Source organism: Leeuwenhoekiella blandensis MED217 (assembly GCF_000152985.1).
GTDB lineage: Bacteria > Bacteroidota > Bacteroidia > Flavobacteriales > Flavobacteriaceae > Leeuwenhoekiella > Leeuwenhoekiella blandensis.
Genome location: NZ_CH672395.1, coordinates 3,804,496 through 3,829,168, shown reverse-complemented (window position 1 = coordinate 3,829,168; position 24,673 = coordinate 3,804,496). Strand labels below are relative to the sequence as shown.

20 protein-coding genes are annotated in these 24,673 nt (G+C 40.1%); 10 read left to right on the top strand and 10 right to left on the bottom strand.

What is annotated here, in order from left to right; all coding sequences use genetic code 11:
* Positions 1-131: 131 nt before the first annotated feature.
* Genes MED217_RS16480 through MED217_RS16465 form a run of 4 tightly spaced genes read right to left on the bottom strand, consistent with a single transcriptional unit; the run spans position 132 to position 6,828 of the window.
* A complete protein-coding gene (locus MED217_RS16480) occupies positions 132-3,641 on the bottom strand; it encodes an efflux RND transporter permease subunit (protein ID WP_009781688.1) in 3,510 nt (1,169 codons plus the stop codon).
* Between the two features lies 1 nt (position 3,642).
* Positions 3,643-4,818: an efflux RND transporter periplasmic adaptor subunit gene (locus MED217_RS16475; protein WP_009781687.1), complete on the bottom strand. Its 1,176-nt coding sequence runs from the start codon at positions 4,816-4,818 to the stop codon at positions 3,643-3,645.
* Positions 4,819-4,843: 25 nt separating this feature from the next.
* Positions 4,844-6,223 carry a TolC family protein gene (locus MED217_RS16470; protein ID WP_009781686.1) on the bottom strand — a complete coding sequence of 460 codons (1,380 nt, stop codon included), beginning with the start codon at positions 6,221-6,223 and terminating at the stop codon, positions 4,844-4,846.
* Positions 6,223-6,828: a TetR/AcrR family transcriptional regulator gene (locus MED217_RS16465; RefSeq protein ID WP_040532990.1), complete on the bottom strand. Its 606-nt coding sequence runs from the start codon at positions 6,826-6,828 to the stop codon at positions 6,223-6,225. Before MED217_RS16465 ends, MED217_RS16470 begins: the two co-directional genes overlap by 1 nt.
* 162 nt (positions 6,829-6,990) lie before the next feature.
* Between MED217_RS16465 and MED217_RS16460 the strand changes: the two genes are divergently transcribed.
* Together MED217_RS16460 and MED217_RS16455 are read left to right on the top strand one after the other, a co-directional pair.
* Positions 6,991-7,965: a polyprenyl synthetase family protein gene (locus MED217_RS16460; protein ID WP_009781684.1), complete on the top strand. Its 975-nt coding sequence runs from the start codon at positions 6,991-6,993 to the stop codon at positions 7,963-7,965.
* 7 nt (positions 7,966-7,972) lie between these two features.
* Positions 7,973-8,311, top strand: coding sequence for a hypothetical protein (locus MED217_RS16455; RefSeq protein ID WP_009781683.1), 339 nt, complete (start codon positions 7,973-7,975; stop codon positions 8,309-8,311).
* On the opposite strand, the gene MED217_RS16450 is transcribed toward MED217_RS16455, so the two are convergent.
* Positions 8,295-8,810, bottom strand: a complete 516-nt coding sequence (locus MED217_RS16450; protein ID WP_009781682.1) for a hypothetical protein — start codon at positions 8,808-8,810, stop codon at positions 8,295-8,297. The two genes, MED217_RS16455 and MED217_RS16450, sit on opposite strands and share 17 nt — an antisense overlap.
* A gap of 166 nt (positions 8,811-8,976) precedes the next feature.
* On the opposite strand from MED217_RS16450, the gene MED217_RS16445 reads away from it, so the two are divergent.
* Positions 8,977-11,745 carry a 2-oxoglutarate dehydrogenase E1 component gene (locus MED217_RS16445; RefSeq protein WP_009781681.1) on the top strand — a complete coding sequence of 923 codons (2,769 nt, stop codon included), beginning with the start codon at positions 8,977-8,979 and terminating at the stop codon, positions 11,743-11,745.
* A 48-nt stretch (positions 11,746-11,793) separates the two neighbouring features.
* Positions 11,794-13,029: a 2-oxoglutarate dehydrogenase complex dihydrolipoyllysine-residue succinyltransferase gene (odhB, locus tag MED217_RS16440; RefSeq protein ID WP_009781680.1), complete on the top strand. Its 1,236-nt coding sequence runs from the start codon at positions 11,794-11,796 to the stop codon at positions 13,027-13,029.
* A 65-nt stretch (positions 13,030-13,094) separates the two neighbouring features.
* On the opposite strand, the gene MED217_RS16435 is transcribed toward odhB, so the two are convergent.
* A complete protein-coding gene (locus MED217_RS16435) occupies positions 13,095-13,394 on the bottom strand; it encodes a hypothetical protein (RefSeq protein ID WP_009781679.1) in 300 nt (99 codons plus the stop codon).
* 149 nt (positions 13,395-13,543) lie between these two features.
* Here MED217_RS16435 and polA point away from each other — a divergent pair, with 149 nt between their 5' ends.
* Complete coding sequence (gene polA / locus MED217_RS16430) at positions 13,544-16,390, top strand: DNA polymerase I (RefSeq protein WP_009781678.1); 2,847 nt, start codon at positions 13,544-13,546, stop codon at positions 16,388-16,390.
* Positions 16,391-16,446: 56 nt separating this feature from the next.
* Complete coding sequence (locus tag MED217_RS16425; protein WP_009781677.1) at positions 16,447-17,271, top strand: DUF3667 domain-containing protein; 825 nt, start codon at positions 16,447-16,449, stop codon at positions 17,269-17,271.
* A gap of 154 nt (positions 17,272-17,425) precedes the next feature.
* Here the strand turns inward: MED217_RS16425 and MED217_RS16420 are convergent, their stop codons facing one another.
* On the bottom strand, positions 17,426-19,006 hold the full coding sequence (locus tag MED217_RS16420; RefSeq protein WP_009781676.1) for a hypothetical protein: 1,581 nt from the start codon (positions 19,004-19,006) through the stop codon (positions 17,426-17,428).
* A 3-nt stretch (positions 19,007-19,009) separates the two neighbouring features.
* Positions 19,010-19,702 (bottom strand): hypothetical protein, encoded by a 693-nt coding sequence (locus MED217_RS16415; RefSeq protein ID WP_154648969.1) that lies wholly within the window; start codon positions 19,700-19,702, stop codon positions 19,010-19,012.
* 591 nt (positions 19,703-20,293) lie between these two features.
* Here MED217_RS16415 and rplM point away from each other — a divergent pair.
* The 4 genes from rplM to tsf all read left to right on the top strand — a co-directional run bounded on the left by rplM (position 20,294) and on the right by tsf (position 23,175).
* Positions 20,294-20,749 (top strand): 50S ribosomal protein L13, encoded by a 456-nt coding sequence (rplM, locus tag MED217_RS16410; RefSeq protein ID WP_009781674.1) that lies wholly within the window; start codon positions 20,294-20,296, stop codon positions 20,747-20,749.
* Positions 20,750-21,136, top strand: a complete 387-nt coding sequence (gene rpsI / locus MED217_RS16405) for a 30S ribosomal protein S9 (RefSeq protein WP_009781673.1) — start codon at positions 20,750-20,752, stop codon at positions 21,134-21,136.
* A 191-nt stretch (positions 21,137-21,327) separates the two neighbouring features.
* Complete coding sequence (gene rpsB, locus MED217_RS16400; RefSeq protein ID WP_009781672.1) at positions 21,328-22,113, top strand: 30S ribosomal protein S2; 786 nt, start codon at positions 21,328-21,330, stop codon at positions 22,111-22,113.
* Positions 22,114-22,209: 96 nt separating this feature from the next.
* Positions 22,210-23,175, top strand: a complete 966-nt coding sequence (tsf, locus tag MED217_RS16395; protein WP_009781671.1) for a translation elongation factor Ts — start codon at positions 22,210-22,212, stop codon at positions 23,173-23,175.
* Positions 23,176-23,451: 276 nt separating this feature from the next.
* Here tsf and MED217_RS16390 read toward each other — a convergent pair whose 3' ends face one another.
* Both MED217_RS16390 and MED217_RS16385 read right to left on the bottom strand, forming a co-directional pair.
* Positions 23,452-23,997 (bottom strand): hypothetical protein, encoded by a 546-nt coding sequence (locus tag MED217_RS16390; protein ID WP_009781670.1) that lies wholly within the window; start codon positions 23,995-23,997, stop codon positions 23,452-23,454.
* Between the two features lie 39 nt (positions 23,998-24,036).
* Complete coding sequence (locus MED217_RS16385; protein ID WP_154648968.1) at positions 24,037-24,498, bottom strand: hypothetical protein; 462 nt, start codon at positions 24,496-24,498, stop codon at positions 24,037-24,039.
* Positions 24,499-24,673 lie beyond the last annotated feature (175 nt).

Genomic DNA, 24,673 nt, shown 5'->3' with positions numbered 1-24,673 from the left:
CTCCGAGGCTTGCCAAGAGGTAGTTTACTTAGGCGTAAAGCTTTCCGTTTTTATGGGATTCAACCCTAGAAAAACAAAAAAGCAGAAGGTTGTCCTTCTGCTTTTAAGTCTAATTAAAATGAAAAGCTTTTCTAGCTTTCTGAAGTTTCAGAAGCTGCGGCTAGTTTAGCTTGTTTCTTTTGCTCTTCACGTGCTTTGCGTTTATCGGCAAATTTTACTTTAGCACGGTTGGTTAAGTAAAACATCACCGGTACGATCACTAAGGTAAGGAAGGTAGCAAATACCAACCCGAAGATCACCGTCCACGCCAGCGGTCCCCAGAAGATCACGTTATCCCCACCAATGTAAATCGCAGGATCATAATCTGTAAACAATCCAAAGAAGTCAATATTAAGTCCTACTGCTAACGGAATCAAACCAAGAACCGTAGTGATCGCCGTAAGCAATACCGGTCTTAAGCGCGATTTACCACCGGCAACGGTAAGTTTAAAGTATTCTTCTTTAGTAAGATAGTCATCGTCTTCAACACCTAATTCTTCTTTCTTACGATCGATCAGGATCTGCGTGTAATCGATAAGAACGATCGCATTGTTTACCACAATACCCGCAAGCGAAATAATACCCATCATCGTCATCAGGATCACAAAGTCCATCTGGAAGATGATCAAACCTAAGAACACACCTACCAAACTTAAGACTACCGCCATAAGAATGATCACCGGCTTAGAAAGCGAGTTGAATTGTGCTACCAGAATAAGTAGGATAGAACCCATCGCAATACCTAATGCCATCAACAGGAAGCTCATATTGTCTGCTTGTTCTTCTTGTTCACCGGTAAAACTATATGAAATTCCGCTAGGCAAATCGTAGCCTGCAAGTTCGTTCTTCAATTGCCCTACAATTTCTGTGGCGTTAAAACCTTGCTCGGTAAGCACGTTTGAATACAGTGTGATTACCCGTTTAAGGTCTTTACGTTTTATTGCGCTAAAAGCGGAAGAAGATTTTTTATCTACCAAAGCCGAAATAGGCACTTGGATGATCTGACCTTGATTGTTTCTAAAGGTTACCGGTTGATTGAATAATGCATTCTCGTCATAACGGTAATCTTCATTAAAACGCACATTGATCTCATAGTCATCATCGCCTTCTTTGTAAGTAGAAGCTTCTTCACCATAAACCGAACGTCTCAAGGTCTGCCCAACAGCTACAGTAGAAATACCTAACTGACCTGCTTTTTCACGGCTTACCGTAACACCAAGTTCTGCTTTAGATTTGTTGACGTCAAGTTTGAGTTCTTCAATACCGCCAATGCCTAAGCCTTCGATATAGGTACGCATATTCTCTGCGGCAAGAAGCATTTCTTCATAATCTTCACCACTGATCTCGATATTGATAGGATAACCTACCGGAGGACCGGCAGCATCTTTCTCAACAATTACCGAAGCTCCCGGAAAGCCTTTAACAGCCTCACGCACTTCAGAAAGTACGGTGCTACTTTTTACGCCACGGCGCAGTTTAAAATCGCGCATAGATAAGGTGACCTTTCCTTTATGCGGCATTTCATTACTCTGGCCACCATCGGTTTGTGGGTTTCCGGCACCTTGACCTACCTGAGAGATGGCACTCTCTACCATAAAGTTATATCCGTCTGCATCTTCATATTTCTTGATCGCGTCAAAGATGCGTTGCTCGATTTGCTTAGTAAGCTGATTGGTTTTTTCGATCGCCGTCCCTTCAGGATATTCTATATAAGTAATGATCTGATTGGGCTGGTTTTCCGGGAAAAACAGCACGTTAGGCTGTGCAATACCTACCAGAACAAAGGATAAGAACAGCATAATTACGGTCCCGAAGAAAAAGGCATACGCTTTTTTTCCGCGCAGCGCGTACTTTAAGAAACGCTCGTAGGTGTTCTCTAATTTTCGAAGTGATTCAAACTGGAAATAACGCACGGCTCCTGCTAAGAAATATTTATAGGCCCAAAGCATAATCGCGAGCAATAACAGCAAGTTACCAATACCTCTAAAACCTCCGGAATCTATCACAAAACCTACAATGAGCATTATTACCCCAATAATTGAGAGGATAAGGCTGTTGCGTATAAGGCTCTTTTTGCTCATATCTTCCTCTTCGGTCTTCATAAAGCGTGAGGTCAACATCGAGTTGATGATGAGCGCCACAAATAAAGACGAACTCAATACCACCGAAAGTGTGATCGGGAAATAGATCATAAACTTACCAATGGTTCCCGGCCACAATCCTAAGGGGAAAAAGGCAGCAAGTGTGGTCGCTGTAGAAGCGATAATAGGCCAGGCGATTTCACCCAGACCTTGCTTTGCAGCTTTGATGCGCGGCATTCCTTGATCCATCAAGGAGTATACGTTTTCAACCACCACGATACCATTATCTACCAGCATTCCCAGTCCCATTACAAGACCAAAAAGTACCATCGTATTCAGGGTGAAACCTAAACTAGATAAAATGGTAAGCGACATAAACATTGAAAGCGGAATCGCAAAACCTACAAATAGTGCATTTCTAAATCCTAAGAAGAACATCAAAACCACAACCACCAGAATAACACCAAATATGATGTTATTTACCAAGTCGTCTACCTGATTTGCCGTTTTGATCGACTGGTCATTGGTAAGGCTGATGTGTAACGACTCTGGATAGTAATTGGCTTCTTCTTCGGCAACGATCTTTTTGATCGACTCTACCGCTTCGATCATATTTTTACCTGCCCGTTTTTTAACGTCAAGCATCACCACCGGTTGACCGTATTCGCGGGCAAAAGTGGTAGGATCTTTTTCTTTAAAGCGTACTGTTGCGATGTCTTTAAGAAAAATGTTTCCGCCATCGCGTTTTACTACTATATTATTTAGCTCTTTAGGGTCTTGAATTTCTCCTAAAACTCGGATGTTTTTACGCAAACCATCGGTGATCACGTTACCTGCAGAGATCGTGTTGTTCTCTGAGCGTATCGCGTTGATGATGTTGTCAAAACTCACTTTAGAAGCAGTCATCTTATAAATGTCGACAGCGACTTCTACCTCTTGTTCTTCAGCACCACGAATGGTCGCTTCTTTGATCTGCGGAAGCAATTCGATCTTATCCTGAAGATGCTCGGCATAATCTTTCAACTGCTGTACCTGAAAATCTCCGGTAAGGTTGATGTTTAAGATAGGCTGCTCTTCAGAAATGTTAAGATCAAAAATGTTGGGTTCTACCTTGGCACCGTTGTCTAGCGTAGGCCAGGTTGTTTCTGCCTTTACCAAGTCAACTTTATCTTTAACCTTGGTTTTTGCAACGTTCACATCGATATCCTCTTCAAATTCTACAATGATAATACTGTAGTCCTGAAGCGTGGTAGAAGTGATCTCTTTGATCCCGGCGATGTCGTTGAATTCTTCTTCGAGCGGCTCGGTAATAAATTTTTCTACGTCTTCTGCAGCATTCCCGGGATTTACAGAGCTCACATAGATCTTGGTTTCTATGATCTCTGGGAATGCTTCACGCGGCATACTGTAGTAGGCAAACAGACCGCTGAGTAAGATGATCGCGGTGATCACATACACCGTCATCTTATTGTCTATTGCCCAAGACGATATGCTAAATTCTTTATAAGTGTTTTTGGCCATCTTATTGGTTGTTTGAAGATTCTTTTAATTCTACAGCTTGACCGTCTCTAAGAGAGCGCGCTCCTTCAATGATCAGTCGGTCTCCGGCACTAAGTCCAGAAGTGATCTCTATACGCTGATCATCGCTGTAACCTTCTTTTATTTGTACTTGTTTTGCAATTGCGGTCCCGTCAGCTTGTTCTTCATAAACATAGGTGATGCTGTTGCCCAACGCATTCTGCTGAACCACATTTTCAGGTACGACAATGGCGTTTTCTGAAGTATAATCATTAACCATAACCGTAGCGATCAAGTTGGGCTTGATGGTGTTGTCTGGGTTTGGTATCGAAATTTTTACATCAAAGGTTCTGCTGTCAGGACTTACGAAGTTGCCTACTTGTCTGATCTTTCCGTCGTAGGTTTTGCCTATTGAAGCCAGTCTAATTTTAACATCGGTACCTTCAGAAACTTTACCTAAAAAGGCTTCAGGAATAGAAGCTTCTACATACATATCGCTCAGGTTTACCAGACGTAACACTCCGGTTTGTCCTGCATTTACCACTTGTCCTTGATCTGCTAAGGTATTGTCTACAATTCCTGAGAACGGCGCAGTGATCACCGTTTTTCCCACACGAGAACGCAACTGATCTGTTGCAGCCTGCATCGCTTCGTAGTTGGTCTTTGCTTCCAGATAATTGATCTCTGAACCAATTTTTTGATCCCAAAGGCGTTTTTGACGCTCATAAGTTGTTTTTGCTAAAGCCGTTTGCGCTTCCTGGCGGGCAAGTTCACTTCCTAAACCACCATCATCAATTTTAGCAAGACGTTGTCCTTTTGCAACGCGCTGCCCTTCTTTGACATAAAGCTGAGTCAGTACGCCGGTATATTCTGCATACAGCACAATGTTTTGGTCTGTGTTTACATTTCCTTGTACTTCAAAATAATGTTTGAACAAGGTGTCTTGTAAAGTTTCAGCAGTAACTAAGGCTGCCTTTTTCTTAACGTCTAATTTATCTATAGCAGCGTTAAGCGAATCGATCTCGGTCTTAAGTTCGTTTTGAGCATTTACCAGTTCGGTCTTCTTTGCGCGAATCGCGGTTAGATCACCACTTTCAATGACGCTCTCAACAGATTCTTCTTTGTTTCCGCAGGAAATGATTAGGAATGCTGCGGCTATTAGGGTTATTATATTTTTCATAATGCGTGTAGGATATGTCTGGATGTTAGTCTTCTTTTGGTTTATAAACTGAAGTGTCAAGCACTTTTTCAAGTGCTGCTTTGTTGGCAATCACTTCATACATAGCTTGTAAATAATCTTGTTGTGCCTGGTAAAGTTGTGTTTGTGCTTCACTCAACTCAAAACTGCTGGCGATACCTTCAAAAAATTTGATGGAGTTTTTATTTTCAATACGCTCTGCCAGGTCGAGGTTTTTTTCTTGCGTGGCAAAGTTGTCAAGCGCAAATTGATAATCATTACGTGCAGAAGCGATCTCTAGCTTTACCTGATTGCGGGCGCGCTCAAGATCTTCGAGACTCTGTTTGTAAGCCAGCTCTTTTTGAGCAGTTCGCGCTGCGCGCATCCCACTGCTGAAAATGGGCACGCTCAAGGAAACGCCTAAGATAGATTGCTCAAAATAACGTTGCTCATCACTTAAGAAGGTGAAGGAGTTACTCGCTCCTGCTGCTCCATAATTCACATAGGCGCTTAAGGTTGGTAAGGCTTTACTTTTTTCAAGTTTTACTTCGGTTTCGGCAAGGTTGGCTTGATCTTCGGCAATGCGATAATCTATATTCTTCTCAGGGTTGATATCTCTTGCAAGCAAATTGAGATCATAATATTGCATCGTCAAATCTTCAAGCGCATCTGTCACCACCAGTTTACTGTCAATCGGGATGCCTAAGGTTAATTTGAGCATATCGTATGCAATCGCCAATTGACGCACGGTGCTGTTGAGTTGGCTTTCAAGATTTAAAGCAGTGATTTGAAGTTGTTCTACATCTTCTTCTTCTCCTAGTCCGTTTTCAAAAATCTTCTGGGTGTCGTTTAGATTTTTGTTTACGGTTTCTATGTTTTTCTGAAGAATGGCAACACTTTCCTGAGCAAGCAATACATTGCCATAGGCCTCAATGATTGCTTGTTTTACTTCAAGATCGGTTTTAACCTTGGCGTTCTCAGAAATCTGAAGCAAGGTTTTTGCCGATTGTACGCCTACGATATACGAGCCGTCAAAGATCAACTGATTCCAGGTCGCTACGGCCGAAGCATTTTGCTTCTGGCTAAACTGCACCGGGATAAAATCACCGGGGTCTGCGCTGGGGTCAAAAACCACCGCCGGAATAAAGGAGGTAGGTTGAATAAACTGATTTTGGTACGTCACCTCGCCTGAAATCTGAGGAAGTCCCTGTGCAATGATCTCCCATTTTTGTTTAAGGGCGATCTCTACATCGGTGTACGCGTTTTTTGCATCATAGCTATTCTCGAGACCATAAGTTATGGCTTCCTGAAGGCTTAGTGCATAAGATTGTACCTCTGTACTGTCTTGGGCTTTGCTTGTGTTTAGAGAGCCTAAAACGCATATTAAGAGGAAAATTGTTTTTCGCATTAGTCTTGATTTGAATGAATTATTTGATTGAGAATTTTTCTTCCTTCCGGAGTGACAATCCCACGTAAGTGATACTCTAAATAGGTCTCATACAGGGCGATCTGCGGAAACTTATCTGAAGGAAAAATGGTTTCATCTTTAATGTTGGTGATGCCAATTTGATACATTCTAGAAACAAATTCAACATCGAGATTGTCTCTAAAAAGGCCGAGTTCTATACCGCGGGAAATATTTTTTTCCATACAGCCGCGCATAAACTCGTTTTGCGATGCGCGCAGCTTGGTAAAGATCTTTGGGTAGTATTTCATCATTTGTTGAATGGATGAGGTTTTCTCTCCCTGTAAATGTTGAATCACATACTTTTTGATCTCATAAAGCTCTTCGATAGGGTTCATATGTTCATCAACCATGTCTTTAACAGCGCATTGCACGTTGTTCAATAAATGATGGCCTACCGCTTCTACCAATTCGGTTTTATGCGCATAATTGGCATAAATGGTCTTTTTTGATATCCCCATATGCGTGGCGATATCATCCATAGTAACGCTTTTAAATCCTTGATTTAAAAAAAGTTGAGTGGCGTTATTTAATATTTCGGTTTTCATAAAGCGCGGCAAATATAGGACGGAAACTTTAAAAACGAAAAAAGTTTCCTAAGTTTTTAGCATATTTAATATTGACATAACATGCGATCCTGAGCTCAGCTTCTGATGCTTGGAGCCTTATGTTCAGAAATAGTGTCTTATTTTAGCCGAAAATTTTGAAGTATGCTGCGCATTGATCAATACACTGAAGTTTTTGTTGCTTATTTAAATGACAAGCTCGCTATAAAAGAGCCTGCAAATCTCTATGAGCCTATTCATTATATTTTGCAATTGGGAGGCAAGCGGTTGCGACCGGTATTGACCCTAATGGCAACCGATATTTTTGAATCAGATCATCAAAAGGCTTTAGATGCGGCGCTGGCCGTAGAAGTATTTCATAATTTTTCGCTGGTGCATGACGATATTATGGACGATGCCCCATTGCGCCGCGGTGAGGAAACCGTACACGAGAAATGGGATGTAAACACCGGGATACTTTCTGGTGATGCTATGCTCATACGTGCCTATCAGCTTTTTGAGAATTATGAAGGAGAGACGTTTAGAGCGCTGGCAAAACTCTTCAGTAAAACTGCGATCGAGGTGTGTGAAGGGCAGCAGTACGATGTAGATTTTGAAACCCGTGATGATGTCACGATCCCCGAATATCTTAAAATGATCGAATACAAAACTGCCGTTTTGGTAGGTGCTGCTTTAAAGATGGGTGCTATTGTGGCCAATGCTTCTGCTGAAAATGCAAACCGTATTTATGAATACGGGCGTGATTTAGGAATCGCGTTTCAGCTTCAGGATGATTATTTAGATGCTTTTGGTGATCCTAAAACCTTTGGAAAGCAAGTAGGAGGTGATATTATTGAAAACAAAAAAACCTTCTTATATCTTACGGCGCTTGAACGTTTAGATGAGGTACATAGCAAACAGCTTCAGCATTTATTCAGTATCAATCCGCAAGATCCTTCAGAAAAAATAGAAACGGTAAAGCAGCTTTTTATCGATTCCGGTGCGGCCGAAGCTACCCAGCAGGAGATCGAGAAATATACAAATACTGCATTGGAGCATTTAGATTGTCTTGATGTAAAAGAAGAGAACAAAACAATTTTGAAGGAGTTTGCGCAAGCCTTAATGCGTAGAAAAGTATAACTCAATTATGACAAATGGCACGCAAGTTTTAGAAGCGGCACGCGAGCAGAAATTGTATGCATTTCTGGTGTCACAGCTTAATAAAGACTTTAAGCGTGCCGGCTTAGACAGCACATTTGATCAAGTGAGTTCGTCAGAGAAATTTCTGAGAGATCTGGAAGCTGCTTTGTACGAACTGGTGCTCTCTGATTTTGAAAACTACCTTACCTTGTTGTACGCGATTGATGTTTCTGAAGCTAAGATCAAAGCCTTGCCTGATAGTGAAGTACACGAATTTGTGCAACGCGTAAGCGTACTTATTTTGGAGCGCGAATTTAAAAAGGTGCAGTTTAAAAATAGAACCTGACAAAAGGCATAATGGCGCTTGTGTAAATCGAATCGTTGTCATTAAAGAGCACATTGTAGCGCGCGCCAATAGTTACAGGGCCACTGCGATAACCGGCTCCAAGAAATAAAGCAGAATTCCAAAAATCATTTGTGACTGTGCCACCATCCCAATCGGCGCGTTGAGATACGTACAGCTCCTCAAACTCCGCCGAAAGTTGAATGATAGGTAATGGGTTTGCAAGAGCGATAATACTTCCTCCGGCTACCGAAGACCTTAAACTTCCATTTTTCACATAAGAATAACTCAGCCCGGGGCCTAATGCAAAATACGGGTTGAAATTGTAAACCGCACTGGGAGCGATATTTGCAGCAAAATAATCATCACCAAAATTGAGTCCGAGACCGCCTCCAAAACTCACACGGTCCCAAAAGGAACTCGAACGAAATTGCGCATGACTTTGAGCTGTAAAACACGTAAAAATTACGGTGAGGATGAGTGTGGAAACAATCGATTTCATAATAAGATGGTTTAGGATTGCACTTACTTTGTTAGCAAGGTGTTAAATACGTATTTTAAAATGTTAATGATAACCATAAAATTGTGAATGCACACAGTTGGTGCGCAGTAATTATTGTATTTTTGACAAATTATTGCTTAAAAAATCGACAGATTTAACTTATAAAATGGATAGATTTTCATTTCTCAATGCAGCAAACACTGCATACTTCGCAGAACTTTACGATAAATACTTACAGCATCCTGATAGCGTAGAACCCAGTTGGAGAGCTTTTTTTCAAGGTTTTGATTTTGGTTTAGAAGAGCTAGGGATTGAGCCTGATGCTACTGTAATAACCGGCGGAAATACCAATGCTGCCGTGCCTGAAAACTTACAGAAAGAATTTCAGGTTGTTAAACTTATTGATGGTTACCGTACACGAGGTCATTTATTTACAAAAACTAACCCGGTACGTGAACGTAGAAAATATGAGCCTACCCTGGCTTTAGAGAACTTTGGTCTTAGTGAAAAAGACCTTGATACGACATTTACCGCAGGTGAAATTCTAGGAATAGGCTCCAACACGTTGCGGGATATCATTACCCACCTTGAGAAAATCTACTGTGATTCGATTGGTGTTGAATATATGTTTATCAGAAAGCCTGAAGAAATTCAGTGGATTCAAGATAAACTGAATATCAATGATAATCACCCTAACTTTTCTGGAGACGAAAAGAAGAAAATCCTTAGAAAATTAAACGAAGCAGTTTCTTTTGAAACCTTTTTACACACCAAGTACGTTGGTCAAAAACGTTTCTCGCTCGAAGGTGGAGAAAGTTTTATTCCGGCGGTAGACGCTATAATTGAGGCGGCTGCAGACCGAGGCGTGAAAGATTTTGTGATGGGAATGGCACACCGTGGCCGTCTGAATACACTGACCAATATCTTTGGAAAAAATGCTAAAGATATCTTTAGTGAGTTTGATGGTAAAGATTACGATCAGGAGGTGTTTGATGGAGACGTTAAATATCACTTGGGATGGACCTCAAGCCGACTTACAGACAGCGGAAAAGAGATCAATATCAACATCGCACCTAACCCGTCTCACTTAGAAACTGTAGGTGCCGTGGTAGAAGGGATCTCGCGTGCAAAACAAGATCGTCATTACTTTGACAATCCGCAGGAGGTGCTTCCTATCGTGGTACATGGAGATGCGGCGATCGCCGGTCAAGGCGTGGTGTACGAGGTGATCCAGATGGCACAATTAGATGGCTATACTACCAAGGGTACCATTCATATTGTGATCAATAACCAAATCGGGTTTACGACCAATTATCTCGACGCGCGTTCTTCAACCTACTGTACCGATGTGGCTAAAACGACATTGTCTCCGGTATTGCACGTGAATGCAGATGATGCCGAGGCGGTTGTGCACGCAGCTTTATTTGCTTTAGATTTTAGAATGACTTTTGGTCGTGATGTATTTATCGATCTTTTAGGATATCGTAAATATGGTCATAACGAAGGTGACGAGCCGCGTTTTACACAGCCTAAATTGTATAAAGCGATCGCAAAACACGATAACGCGAGAGATATTTATGCTAAAAAGCTTATCGAAGAAGGCGTGATCGACGACAGTTATGTAAAGCAACTGGAGAACGAATATAAAGAGAAGCTTGAAGAAAAATTAGAAAAGTCTAGAGAGGAAGAAACTACTCGTATTACTGCAATTATGCAGGATGAATGGGAAGGTTTTGAACCTGCTACCGAAGATGCGATGATGCAGCCGGTAGATACGACTTTTGATCTGGATGCCTTAACTGAAATCGCTGAAGCGATCACTAAACTTCCGGAAGGGAAAAAGTTCTTAAGAAAAATAAACAAGATCATTGAAGGGCGTCGCGCGATGTACTTTGATGATAATAAGATCGATTGGGGTCTTGCCGAATTATTGGCGTATGGTTCTTTGCTTAAAGAAGGTTTTGATGTGCGTATGACCGGTCAGGATGTAGAGCGTGGTACGTTCTCACACCGTCACGCAGTGACCAAAGTTGAAGAGAGTGAAGAAGAGATCGTGTTGCTCAACAATCTTAAAGGAGAGCAAGGACATATGTACATCTTCAACTCGCTGTTATCAGAGTATGGTGTTGTTGGGTTTGACTATGGTTATGCGATGGCGAGTCCTAAAACACTTCCTATTTGGGAAGCACAGTTTGGAGATTTCAGCAACGGAGCGCAGATTATGCTGGATCAGTATATTTCGGCAGCAGAAGATAAATGGAAGCTTCAAAACGGTCTGGTAATGTTATTGCCACATGGGTATGAAGGTCAGGGAGCAGAGCACTCTTCGGCGCGTATGGAGCGTTATTTACAGCTTTGTGCAGTAGATAATATGTATGTTGCAGATTGTACTACACCTGCCAATTTCTACCATTTATTGCGTCGTCAATTAAAGACCAATTTTAGAAAACCGCTTATCGTTTTTACGCCAAAAAGTTTGTTGAGACATCCTAAAGTAATTTCGACCAAAGAAGAATTGGCAAACGGCAGCTTCCAGATGACGATTGATGATGACAGTGTAAAAGCAGATCAGGTAAAAACACTGGTATTTGTGACCGGTAAGTTTTATTACGACTTGCTTGCGCAGCGTGAAGAATTAGGTTGTGAAGATGTGGCGCTTGTACGTGTTGAACAATTGTTCCCGCTTCCTAAAAAGGAAATCAGAGCAGCGCTTGACAAATATAAAAATGCAGACGATGTGGTTTGGGCTCAGGAAGAGCCACGCAATATGGGAGCTTACGGGCACTTATTGATGCATCTTCCCGAAGCGCAAAAATTCAGAGTGTGCAGTCGTAAGTTCTACGGGGCACCAGCCGCAGGTAGTTCTGTACGATTCAAAAGAAGACATCAGCGTGTTATTGATGATGTTTTTGATAAAAATTCAAATAACCAATAAAAAACATTTTAGTTTTAACTAAAGAATAAAAGTTAACAATAGAGAATTATGGCTTTAGAAATGAAAGTCCCTTCGCCGGGAGAATCGATCACCGAAGTTGAAATCGCCCAATGGCTTGTTGAAGATGGGGATTATGTAGAAAAAGATCAGGCGATTGCCGAAGTTGATAGTGATAAAGCAACCCTTGAGTTGCCTGCTGAAGCGAGCGGAATTATTACGCTTAAAGCAGAAGAAGGTGATGCTGTTGCTGTAGGCGAAGTTGTTTGTTTAATCGATACCGACGCTGCAAAACCAGAAGGCGATAGCAGTGGCGACAAAGAAGAGCAAAAAGAAGAAAAAGCCGAACCTAAAAAAGAAGCACCTTCAAAATCGAGCACTCCTGAGCAAGCTCAAGATAAAAAGACCTATGCTTCAGGATCACCTTCTCCGGCAGCAAAAAAGACCTTGGATGAAAAGGGAATCGATGCTAAAGATGTAAAAGGTACTGGTCGTGACGGTCGTATTACTAAAGAAGATGCAGTAAATGCGCAGCCTTCTATGGGAACTCCGGGAACCGGAAGTCGTGGAGAAAGCCGTTCTAAAATGTCTATGTTACGTCGTAAAGTAGCAGAGCGTTTGGTTTCTGTAAAGAATGAAACTGCAATGCTTACCACCTTTAACGAGGTTGATATGACGCCAATTTTTGATCTACGTAGTAAGTACAAAGAAGATTTCAAAGCAAAACACGGGGTGAGCCTTGGGTTTATGTCATTCTTTACGTTGGCTTGTGTGCGTGCTTTAGAAATGTACCCGGCGGTAAACTCGATGATCGATGGTAAGGAGATGGTTTCTTATGACTTTAAAGATATTTCTATTGCTGTTTCTGGGCCTAAAGGATTGATGGTTCCTGTTATTAGAAATGCTGAAAACTTAAGTTTCCGCGGTGTAGAGTCTGAAGTGAAGCGTCTGGCGCTAAGAGCGCGTGATGGTCAGATTACTGTTGATGAAATGACCGGTGGAACTTTCACCATCACAAACGGTGGTGTGTTTGGAAGTATGCTTTCTACACCTATCATCAACCCTCCTCAGTCTGCGATCTTAGGAATGCACAACATTGTAGAGCGTCCTATCGTACGCGACGGCGGAATCGCTATTGCGCCTATTATGTATGTGGCACTCTCTTACGATCACCGTATCATTGATGGTAAAGAATCTGTAGGATTCTTAGTAGCGGTTAAAGAAGCACTAGAAAATCCTGAAGAATTATTGATGGATAACAATGTGCTTAAAGCTTTAGAATTGTAATTAGTACAAGATATAGATAAGCAAAAAACCCGCTGATGTTCAGCGGGTTTTTTATTGGCGTTATTTTAAGTGATGACTTCGTTTACCAATTGTTTTAATTCTTCGGCTAGTGAAACTTGAGGAAAAGCTCTTCCGGCTTGGCGATACCAGTATTTTGCATTCCAATCATCACCTTCATCGCGATGTAAATGTGCGTGAATCAAACTTCCCATTTCACTATGTAGGTCTTGTGCGATATTATGTGAAGCTTCCCAATTGCCTTTCGTTTGGTGCCAAAGCGCTTGCAAGGCTTGGGGCCAATGTGACGGCGGATTGCTTTGGTCTAGTGTGGCTTCAAACTCCGTATAGGATTGCGGCGTGCTCATAGAATTTAAGTTTCAGTTTTAAGAAAGATAAGTAATCCGGTTTAAAATAGGTTGTACTGTTTTTGTCAAAATGTCTCCGGCTAAAAACTTTTATCATAAGACTAATTCCTATTTTTGATACTTCTTTTATTGATTAAAAAATTCCCAATATGGCTGTTCAAAAGCGCTTATTCCTTTTAGATGCTTATGCATTGATTTTTCGCGGTTATTATGCATTGATCAAAAATCCTCGAGTGAACTCAAAAGGGCAGGATACTTCTGCAATAATGGGTTTTGTTAATTCGCTTTTTGATGTGATCAAGCGCGAAAAGCCAGATCATCTTGCGGTAGCTTTTGATAAAGGTGGAAGTTCTGAACGGGTTGAAATGTATGAGGATTATAAGGCTAATCGTGATGAAACTCCAGAGGCGATACGTATTGCGGTGCCTATTATTCAAGAGATTCTTAAAGCGATGCACGTGCCGTGTATTGAGATCGAAGGCGTGGAAGCAGATGATTTGATCGGTACGCTGGCCAAGCAGGCAGAAAAAGAGGATTATCAGGTTTTTATGGTGACGCCAGACAAGGATTATGCACAGCTGGTTTCGGAAAATATTTTTATGTACAAACCGGCACGAATGGGTAATGGGATCGAGATCTGGGGAATTCCTGAAGTGCAAAAACGTTTTGAAGTGGAGCGTCCGGAACAGGTGATCGATTATTTAGGAATGATGGGTGACGCGTCTGATAATATTCCGGGATTGCCGGGAGTGGGAGATAAAACGGCTAAGAAGTTTATCAAACAGTACGGTGGCTTAGAAGGTTTGTTAGAAAATACAGATCAGCTCAAAGGGAAGATGAAAGAGAAGGTGATCGAAAACGCCGAGCTGGGACGTCTATCCAGAAAGTTGGCAACGATAATGACCGACTGCGATGTGAAATTTGATGCTGAGCAGTACGAACTTTCGCAGCCGGACGCCGACAAAGTTCAGGAGATTTTTGACGAACTCGAATTCCGTAGGCTTAAAGATCAGTTTATCAAGATATTTTCCGGTGAAGCCGATAGCGATACCGGAGCCGCAGTAAGCGGAACGGAAACCGCCAAAAAACTAGTGAGTTCTGCTGAAAAAGCAGCGAACGCGGGAGCGGGGCAATACAATCTTTTTGGAGGTGATGAGCCTGCTATAGAAGAGCGCAATACCCGGAAAACCATAAAGGATACCGAGCATTTTTACCAAAGTGTAGCTCCCGGAATGGCGATGAATTTATTCATCAAAAACTTGATGAAGCAAACTTCGGTATGTTTTGATACTGAAACTACAGATCTAGATCCGTTGCAGGCAGAATTGGTCGGGATCGCTTTTAGTTGGGAAAAAACGAAGGGATTTTATGTTCCGTTTCCATCAGAAAAAGAAGAAGTTCAAAAACTGATCGAAGCGCTGCGTCCGTTTTTTGAGGCGGAAGAAATCGAGAAAATAGGGCAAAACCTTAAGTATGACATCAAAGTGTTGGCCAAATATGATGTTGAGGTTAAAGGGAAGCTCTTTGATACGATGATCGCGCATTACCTGATCAATCCTGATATGCGTCACAATATGGACGTGCTTGCAGAAACCTATCTCAATTACACGCCGGTTTCTATTGAAGAATTGATCGGTAAAAAAGGGAAGAATCAAAAGTCGATGGCCGACGTACCTGTTGATCAGCAAACTGAATATGCCGTTGAAGATGCAGATGTAACGCTTCAGCTGAAAGAGCATTTTCAAAAAGAATTGGGTGAGGCCAATACGCAAAAGCTGTTTGACGAGATCGAAATTCCGTTAGTGCAGGTTTTAGCAGATATGGAATTAGAGGGAATCAATCTGGATCAAGAATTTTTAGGCAGTCTTTCTGAAGCGCTTAATAATGATATCGCTTCGCTGGAGAAAAGCATTTATGAAGAAGCGGGAGAAGAATTCAATATTGGTTCGCCAAAGCAATTGGGTGAAATTTTATTTGACAAATTAAAGTTGGTAGATAAACCGAAGAAAACCCGTACGGGGCAATATTCTACTGCAGAAGATGTGCTGTCTTATTTAGCTCCAGACCACGAGATCGTGCAGCACGTACTTGATTACCGCGGACTTTCTAAGCTTAAGAGTACCTATGTTGATGCGCTGCCTGCACAGGTAAATGCAAAAACCGGCCGCGTACACACCGATTATATGCAGACCGTAGCAGCAACCGGCCGACTGAGTTCAAACAATCCAAACTTGCAGAATATTCCTATCCGTACCGAACGCGGGCGTCAGGTGCGTAAGGCTTTTGTGCCGCGCAATGAAGACTACGTTCTACTTGCTGCCGATTACTCACAAATTGAATTGCGCATTATCGCTGCGTTGAGTCAGGAAGAAACGATGATGAAGGCCTTTCAAGAAGGAGAAGATATTCACGCATCTACTGCTGCAAAAGTCTTTAATGTGCCTATTGATGAGGTGACGCGAGAACAACGTAGTAATGCAAAAACCGTGAATTTTGGGATTATTTATGGTGTTTCAGCTTTTGGGTTGAGCAATCAAACCGATCTTACCCGTAGCGAAAGTAAAGAGCTTATAGATACCTATTATAAGACCTACCCTAAATTGCGCAATTATATGAGCGAGCAAGTAGACTTTGCACGCGAGAATGGTTATGTGTCTACGGTTTTAGGTCGTCGTCGTTATTTAAAAGATATTAATAGTAGCAATGCTGTGGTACGTGGTGCTGCAGAGCGTAATGCGGTAAATGCACCTATTCAAGGGAGCGCTGCAGATATCATTAAAATCGCAATGATCAAAATACACCATAAACTCAAGGATAAAGGATTAAGAACCAAAATGTTACTTCAGGTTCATGATGAATTGGTATTTGATGTTTACAAATCAGAATTGGAGGAAGTACAGGAACTTATAAAATCTGAAATGGAACATGCATTCAAACTAGATGTTCCTCTTGATGTGGAAGTAGGTCTTGGCGATAACTGGTTGGATGCGCATTAATTAAGTATAGTGAGTGTTAGGAAATTTTAATAATTTTCTAAAATAATACAGAACTCATGCTGCCCGAAAAAAACGTCACGTTTACGCCTGTTACTTCTTGTTTGAATTGTGGGAACCCTTTAACTGATAAAGACTTCTTCTGTAATATTTGTGGTGCCAAAAAAATTGAAGAACGGTTTACTCCAAAGCGTATTGTGAAAGAAGCCGGGGAACGGGTTTTCAATATTGATAATACCTTTCTGCGTACCTTCAAAGACTTGTTTGTAAGACCGGAAAAAGTGATCGATGGGTTTTTAGCCGGATTGCGTAAAAGATATTTTAATGCCTTCAGCTATTTTACAATAGCGATTACTATTTCAGGATTACAGGTCTTTGTACTTAAAAAGTTTTACCCTGAAGTGGTTGAGCAAATGGGTGCTATAGGAGGTAACCCCAATGCTATTTCTCAGGCGATTCAAGACTCTACCATGGAGTACCAGCCTTTGATTATGTTTGCTACGATACCCTTTCTTGCTTTAATGGGATTTGTAGCGTTTTTGACTTTGCGTAAACATAATTATACCGAGCATTTAATCATTCAGTTATACACGTATTCGCATCTTTCTATTGTAACCACCCTGATAGGACTTACCGTTTTGATTGCTGGAGGAGATTACTTGTCATTTGGACTGTTTACGGTGCTTATTTACATTGGCTACAATGCTTATGTTTATAAAAGGCTATATCAATTAAGCATTAAGGGAATTATTTTGAGAACGCTTTTCTTCTTACTGTTGCTCTTGGTGCTGTATGTGGTAATAAGCGTGGCTGTTGTGGTTCTCACCTTGCTTATCGATCCGGAACTTTTTAAAGAAATGATTCAGCAGCAGCAAACAGTATAAAATATCTAGTTTGAAGTAAATGAATTAATATTTGAAAATGTTTTGAGCTTCAGATTTTAATTTATGTTCACCCTTGTCTGACAAAAATAATATAGAGAATTTAAAATTTGGAGTACTTATTTGAAGCACTCCAAATATAAAACAACTACAATACTTATAGGTATTGATCACAAATTGCTGCGTCTATTTCGTGATTGATAATAGTATTTTCTTCTCCAACTGTTTGCTCAAAGCGCACAACGCGCCCTGCAATATAGATCCAAAACTCAACGACATCTCCTTTTTTGATAAGTGAACTTGATGCTTTCCCATTAGTCATATAAGCGTAGTTCCAGTACCGTGTCCCCACCTCTTTGTAATAAAACCCATAGGAAGGTTTAATCGCAAAGTTTTTATCACTGCAGGTGAAGGTGAGATCGATGCTTACTGGAGTAGGAATTGATTCCGGAGGAATAGTTATGGTAAGCTCTTGTGCACATAAATTGGTGGCATCACTTTCAAATAAGAGGTCCCCTTTGTTGTACCATCCGTTTCGTGAGTAAACCTTATAAATAACTGGGAAATTGGGACAATTCCTAAAGTTAAGATTCTGTCCATCTCTCAAATATACTGATCTTGCTTTTATGGTACGCTGAGTGTATGGAGAGACTAATTCGATATAAAAATACGTGCTAGAAAGATTAGGAGCATTTATTTTGATAGGATTTGCATATCTACATCTGCTTCCATAAAAATCAAGATTATACCACGATAAATGCGTAGTAGTGAATGTTGCGCTTAATTTTCCTGAATCCTCCTGTATTGTAGTGTTCTTTTCAAATTGCCAAGTGTTATCTTCAATCTCATAACTCCATACAGGGATTTGGTCTCCGGTTTTAAGAGGTGTGTCTGTGTTGAACATATTCAGTTCCTCGTCTATGTCCATTATAATTTTTAAAGGCTTTGTAAATTCTTTGACTTTGGTTCCGTCCACCTGCATATTGATTGATGCAAAACCGGCGGTATCAAAAACGATATCTTCTGATGATCCGCTTGGCCCTATGACTGATTCGGGAGTAAAACCACCGGGATAAGCATTTAAAGCTGCATCTCCAAAAGGATCAAAATGGGTGAGTTGTATTTGTAGATTACTGCCTGAAAGCACAGATCCGGATGCATCCTTAAATTGAGTGCCTTCTTCAAGTACAAGTGTGGCGCCAGTTGCTTTAGAGCTACCTGGATCAAGAGTAAGGTCAAAATCTTCAGGTAGCGCGTTTCCTTCTAATGTAACCTGTGTGCTTATATATCCAACACCTTCTGGCGGATTTTCGGTATTGATCATAGTAACGATTAGGTTTTTATCTTTTTCGTCATAATCAAAAAATGCGTCAGTGTTTACGGGTAAGTATCCCGGTGCTTCAGCTAGAATTTGGAAGAATATTTGTGCATCAGGTCCACTGGGAGCGAGCTCAGGTTTTAGGGTTAGAAACGTTCTGCCGTCAATTACTTGAAAGTTTTGTTCTCCAGAAGATTCTAAAATAGCGTCTTTATTAGCACCTAAAATAGTAATTGAGAGGTCTTCAATTGTTTTTGCAGGGTCAGCAGCATCAATAAATTGAATCTGTAAAGAATATTCTATAAAATCAGGATTGATGGTAACTGTGATATCATCAAAAATTTCCTCGGGTGATTTTTCACAAGAAGAGATGATATGACTTAGAATGAGAGTGAGTAAGAGTAGTTTAATGTACTTCATGATTTAAATTTTTACAGCAAGTTTTAAGTTTAAAAATGGATACCAGCGATAGTCGGAGATGTTTAGTTCTATGCTGGGTGCTTGATCGGCAAGAGGCGATAACATTTTTGTAGCATCTATAATGAGGTCCGGCTCAGATAAATAAAATGTGCCTAGCTCAACGCTTAAGCCAACTCGGTTTTTAGGTACAGCTCTCCCAAATCCTAAACCCAGATATGGAGATAGACCACTGTAATCCAGTTTGAGGTCAGCGGTGCCAAACTGGTCAGGTGTGATTGTAATTTGACCAAAATTTACAGGCTGGGCGTATAAGGCATTTACCGAGCCGAGCGCATTAAAAAAATAGCCTAGTCCACCTACAAGTTTGAAACTGGCTTTTTTAAAAGGAAGAAATTCTAAAGACAAGTCTGTCTCTAACATACGGGCATTCCCACTAAGGTCTAATGTACCTGTATTGCCAATGTCTACAGAATAGTCTAGATTTTTAAAATTAAAGCTATTAGCGCGTATTCTAAGATTGAATTTTTCAGAAATGGAGCGGGCAACTTCTAATCCACCTCCTAAGCTCGACCCATTTATTGCTAATGCATACCGGGGTTCAAATTCAGAAGCGCTAGGGTCTAATAAGGCTATACTCATTTGAGCATTAGTAAATAGCGGGATGCATAGCAGCAAGGTTAATAATAGTTTTTTCACGGTCTGTTTTTTAAGTGAGTAGTTGATTCTCTTTCAAAAGTAGAAGGTGCTTTTTTGTTAAGAAATACCTAATAAAGGGTATTTTACATGTTGATAATCAAGTTTTTATGAGTGTAGTTATCCTATGGAAATTGACAATTTCACAAATAACCACTTTTTTGTGTTGGCTTATTTGTGAGATAGATAATTAGAGTCTTTGTAATTGTTGATAATTCAAAAAACTACCAGATGTGTTGATTTTAAGCTTTTTATAATAGGAGGTCTTATAAAAGCGCAAGTGTTTGATGAAAATAAGTATTGAGACAGTTGCTTTGTTTGACTTAAAATCCAGATTTAAGAGAGAAACCTTTAAAGATTTACTTAAATAGAAACAAGCATGTTTAAGGAGGGGTGAGTCCGATACGAATGAACGTTAACCAGAGTTTTCAGTACGGCTTCCTTAAGCGCTTATCTAGCTGAATGTTAAGGCTAAAAATTATTCGTAAACCACCGTTTGCTATATAAATATATAATTGTACATTTGCACCCCTGTTTTCACGCGCGAGTGCTTGAAGGCAGGAAATGGAATGTTTAATAATTAAATAAAACAGTGTGGACACATTAAGTTACAAAACAGTATCTGCCAACAAAAACACCGTAAACAAAGAGTGGGTTGTTGTTGATGCTGAAGGACAAACGTTAGGTCGTATGTCTACCATCGTGGCAAAATTGTTGCGCGGGAAGTACAAGCCTAACTACACACCACACGTTGATTGCGGAGACAATGTTGTTGTTATCAACGCCTCTAAAATCAACTTAACAGGTAAAAAGTGGGACGCGAAGTCTTACATCCGTCATACGGGTTATCCTGGTGGTCAAAGAAGCCTTACTGCAAAAGAATTGTACAGCAAAGACCCTGCGCGTCTTGTTGAGAATGCAGTAAAAGGAATGTTGCCTAAAAACAAATTAGGTAGTGCGATCTATCGCAATTTAAAGGTTTATGCCGGTGCAGAACACGGGCAGGAAGCGCAAAAACCTAAAGCAATTAACATTAACGAACTCAAGTAAATGGAAGTAATTCACAAAATTGGTCGTAGAAAGACCGCCGTTGCTCGTGTTTATTTAGCTCCTGGTTCTGGTAATATTACCGTTAATAAGCGTGAGCTTAATAACTACTTCACTACAGGAACTTTACAGTACAAAGTTAATCAGCCATTAGTAATGACTGAAAACGACAAAAACTTTGACGTAAAAGTAAATGTATATGGTGGTGGTATCACAGGTCAGGCAGAAGCTGTACGTCTAGCTCTTTCTAGAGCGATGTGCGAAGTAGACGCAGAAAACAGACTTATCCTTAAGCCTGAAGGTTTGTTAACAAGAGATCCAAGAATGGTAGAGCGTAAGAAATTCGGTCAGAAGAAAGCGCGTAAGAAATTCCAATTCTCAAAACGTTAACAAGAATCGTGTTTCAATCTTTATGGAATTTATTTTTCATTCAGTTTTTGAAAGCGAAAAGAAATTAATTAAAAATTAAGTCGTTGTCCTGAGTGATCAGGAAATTAGTTTAGCATCTAAATGTGCTTGGCGATTCACTAGAAGACCACTTGCATATTGCTACTACAACGGGAACGTAAACTAAAGTCAAAATGGCAAAAACAGAAAATGTAAAGGATTTACTGGATGCAGGTGTACACTTTGGTCACCTTACCAGAAGATGGGATCCAAACATGGCGCCTTACATCTACATGGAGCGCAATGGTATCCACATCATCAATCTATACAAAACTGCTGCAAAACTTAACGAAGCTTCAGAAGCTTTGAGTAAAATTGCAGCTTCAGGTAGAAAAATACTTTTTGTAGCTACCAAAAAACAAGCTAAAGAAATTGTTGCTGAGCAAGCAACTCGTGCAAAAATGCCTTACATCACAGAGCGTTGGCCTGGAGGTATGTTAACCAACTTCGTAACTATACGTAAAGCGGTTAAGAAAATGCAAACTGTAGATCGTATGAAACAAGACGGTCGTTTTGATAGCTTGTCTAAAAAAGAGCAATTACAAATGAACCGTATGCGTGAGAAGCTTGAGAAGAACTTAGGTTCTATCGAGGATATGACACGTCTTCCGGGTGCTTTATTTGTAGTTGACATCAAGCGTGAACACATTGCGATTAAAGAAGCTCAAAAATTAAACATTCCAATCTTTGCGATGGTTGATACCAACTCTGATCCACGTCAGGTTGATTATGCTATCCCATCTAATGATGACGCTTCAAAATCTATTGAGAAAATCATTTCTAACGTTGCTGATGCTATCGTAGAAGGTCTTTCTGAGCGTAAAGCAGGTAAAGAAAAATCTGCAGAAGGTAAGAAAGATAAAGCGGCTAAGCCTGCTAAGGCAAAAGCTAAAGCTGTAGCTAACGACGAAGAAGAATAGTATTTAACAATTTGATAATAAGTAAAGTCGTTTAGTATACTGCAATTTTGCACTAAACTAAACGACTTTTGTTTTAACTCATAAAACGTATTTAAAATGGCAAAAATAACAGCCGCAGATGTAAATAAACTGAGAAAGGCTACCGGAGCTGGTATGATGGATTGTAAAAATGCACTCGTAGAAGCTGAAGGTGATTTTGACAAAGCAATTGAAGTTCTTCGTAAAAAAGGACAAAAAGTTGCAGAAAAAAGAGCAGATCGCGACTCTAGTGAAGGAGTTGTAATTGCAAAAATTAATGATGCAAATACCAGAGGTGTTGTGTTTTCATTAAACTGTGAGACCGATTTCGTTGCTAAAAATGATTCTTACGTAGAGTTAGCAAACGAACTTGGAGATATCGCAATCAACTTTGACTCAAAAGAAGCATTCTTAGCAGCAGACTTTAAAGGGATGACTGTTGAAGAAAAATTGATCGAGCAAACCGGTGTTATTGGTGAGAAACTAGAAATAGGTGGTTTTGAAGTGTTAGAAGCAGCATTCATCGGTGCTTATGTACACGGTAACAAAATTGGTGCTTTAACTGGTTTATCTGAAGCTACAGATAACGCTGAAGAAGTTGCTAAAGCGGTTTCTATGCAGGTAGCTTCTATGGGAGCAACTACGTTATCTTACAAAGATTTTGATCCAGAATTTGTTGCTTCAGAAACTGAAGCGCGTATCGCTGAGATCGAAAAAGAAAATATCGAGTTAGGTCGTTTAGGTAAAACCCAAAAGAACGTACCACAATACATCTCTATGTCTCAATTAACTCCAGAAGTTATGGCTAAGGCAGAAGAAGATATCAAAGCAGAGCTTAAAGCTGAAGGAAAGCCAGAAAAAATCTGGGATCGTATCGTTCCTGGTAAATTAGAGCGTTTCGTTTCAGACAATACTACGCTAGATAATGAGAAAGCATTACTAGATCAGGTATTCATCATGGATGAAAGCTTGAACGTTGCTAAATATGTAGAGAGCAAAGGTGATGCAAGAGTAGTAGGATTTAAACGCGTAAGCTTAGCTTAAGGGTTTTATCCACTCAAAAAATTTAAAAGGCTGCCCATTGGCAGCCTTTTTTTATGCTTAGAAATAACTAAAAACTATTGCTAATTTCCTTGATGTAAACAGTTGCAAGGAACATATTTTAAATTATTGGCTCCGCCAAAGGGTTTGATACTCCGAGGCTTGCTTTGAAATTGGAAATTCGTTTCCAACTACTGCCTCATAAGCTTGCCTTGAGGTAGTTTACTCTTTCCAAAATCACTAAAACAGGCTGATGAATCATTATCAAGTAAATGGCAATTATTTCATTTCAACCCATTTGCTAGATTTAGTAATGTTAATATAGGCTCTTGGAAATGTAGATCTTGATTGTGGATGTGTAAATTCTAAGAATACATTATTATCTAGCTTCCAAACTGTAGCTAATACGGAATTATCAAAGAAATCACACTTTTTCGGAATTATGACTGCACTGCTGCTTACGGCACCGTTAGATAATTTCGTTTCCGAAGATTTAGCTATTTCACCTATACAAAAACTTGCATCCGGTTCGCCAAATACATCTATAAATTTATTTCTATAATTCATTTGTAGAATAGCCTCTTTTATTCGAAATTTTACACTTATAATTTTACTATCAGTGTCAACTTCGCAATGAAACTCTTCTATTTTTTCATCTAAAAAAAATAACTCATCCTCAGATCTAAAACGCCTGATTCCTGATTTAATATTCTCGTCTGAAGTTTCTACTTCTTCATAATGCTTCAATGTTTTAAGGTTTTTACCAATTAAAGCTTCAGGTGTATTGATGAACATCATATTGAAATAAATAAAAAAATAAATCATTTAGTCGCACGTTTTGATCGATAATAAAGTAGTTCTAAACTACTTAGGCTCAATCGAAAGATTATATAAATTGTTAGATGAGACTGACCCTCCTTTAGCTTTCATGCGAGCTTGTGAAAATTCCAACCACTTGTAATATACTTGTGTATCGTCTTTTTTAGGAGAACTCTCAAGCCATGCGCTTAAATCGTCCCCAGCAAGATCTGCTGCTTCAGCAGATAGAGTTTGGGCTCTTGCGTTTGTCATTCCTAATGGCATGGTAGAGTATAGAATTGGACTGTCAAGCCAATTTATGTGAACTTCACCACTAAATGAAGTTACCCACATATCGTTAATGCTATCAATAGCAGCTGCTCTAACACCATTTATAAGTGAATATTCCCAACTTGAACAATCTGCAAATAGAATTCGCTCATCCTCTTCATTAATAACGCAATCGCCGTTTAAATCCCCGGGGATGTAACAATTAAAAAAACCCACCACCTTCATTATCGTCTCCAAAACTCCAATAATTATCGCAGCCTACTTCACAAGCAGCATCAGTAGAGCCATTAGATCCTTGAGAGTATTACCAGTCAATAGATAACGTGTAATTATCAGATGATGGTGATGATGTAATAACGACTTCTTCAAGTTCACCACACCAACTACAAACAGAAAATGGACACCCATCACC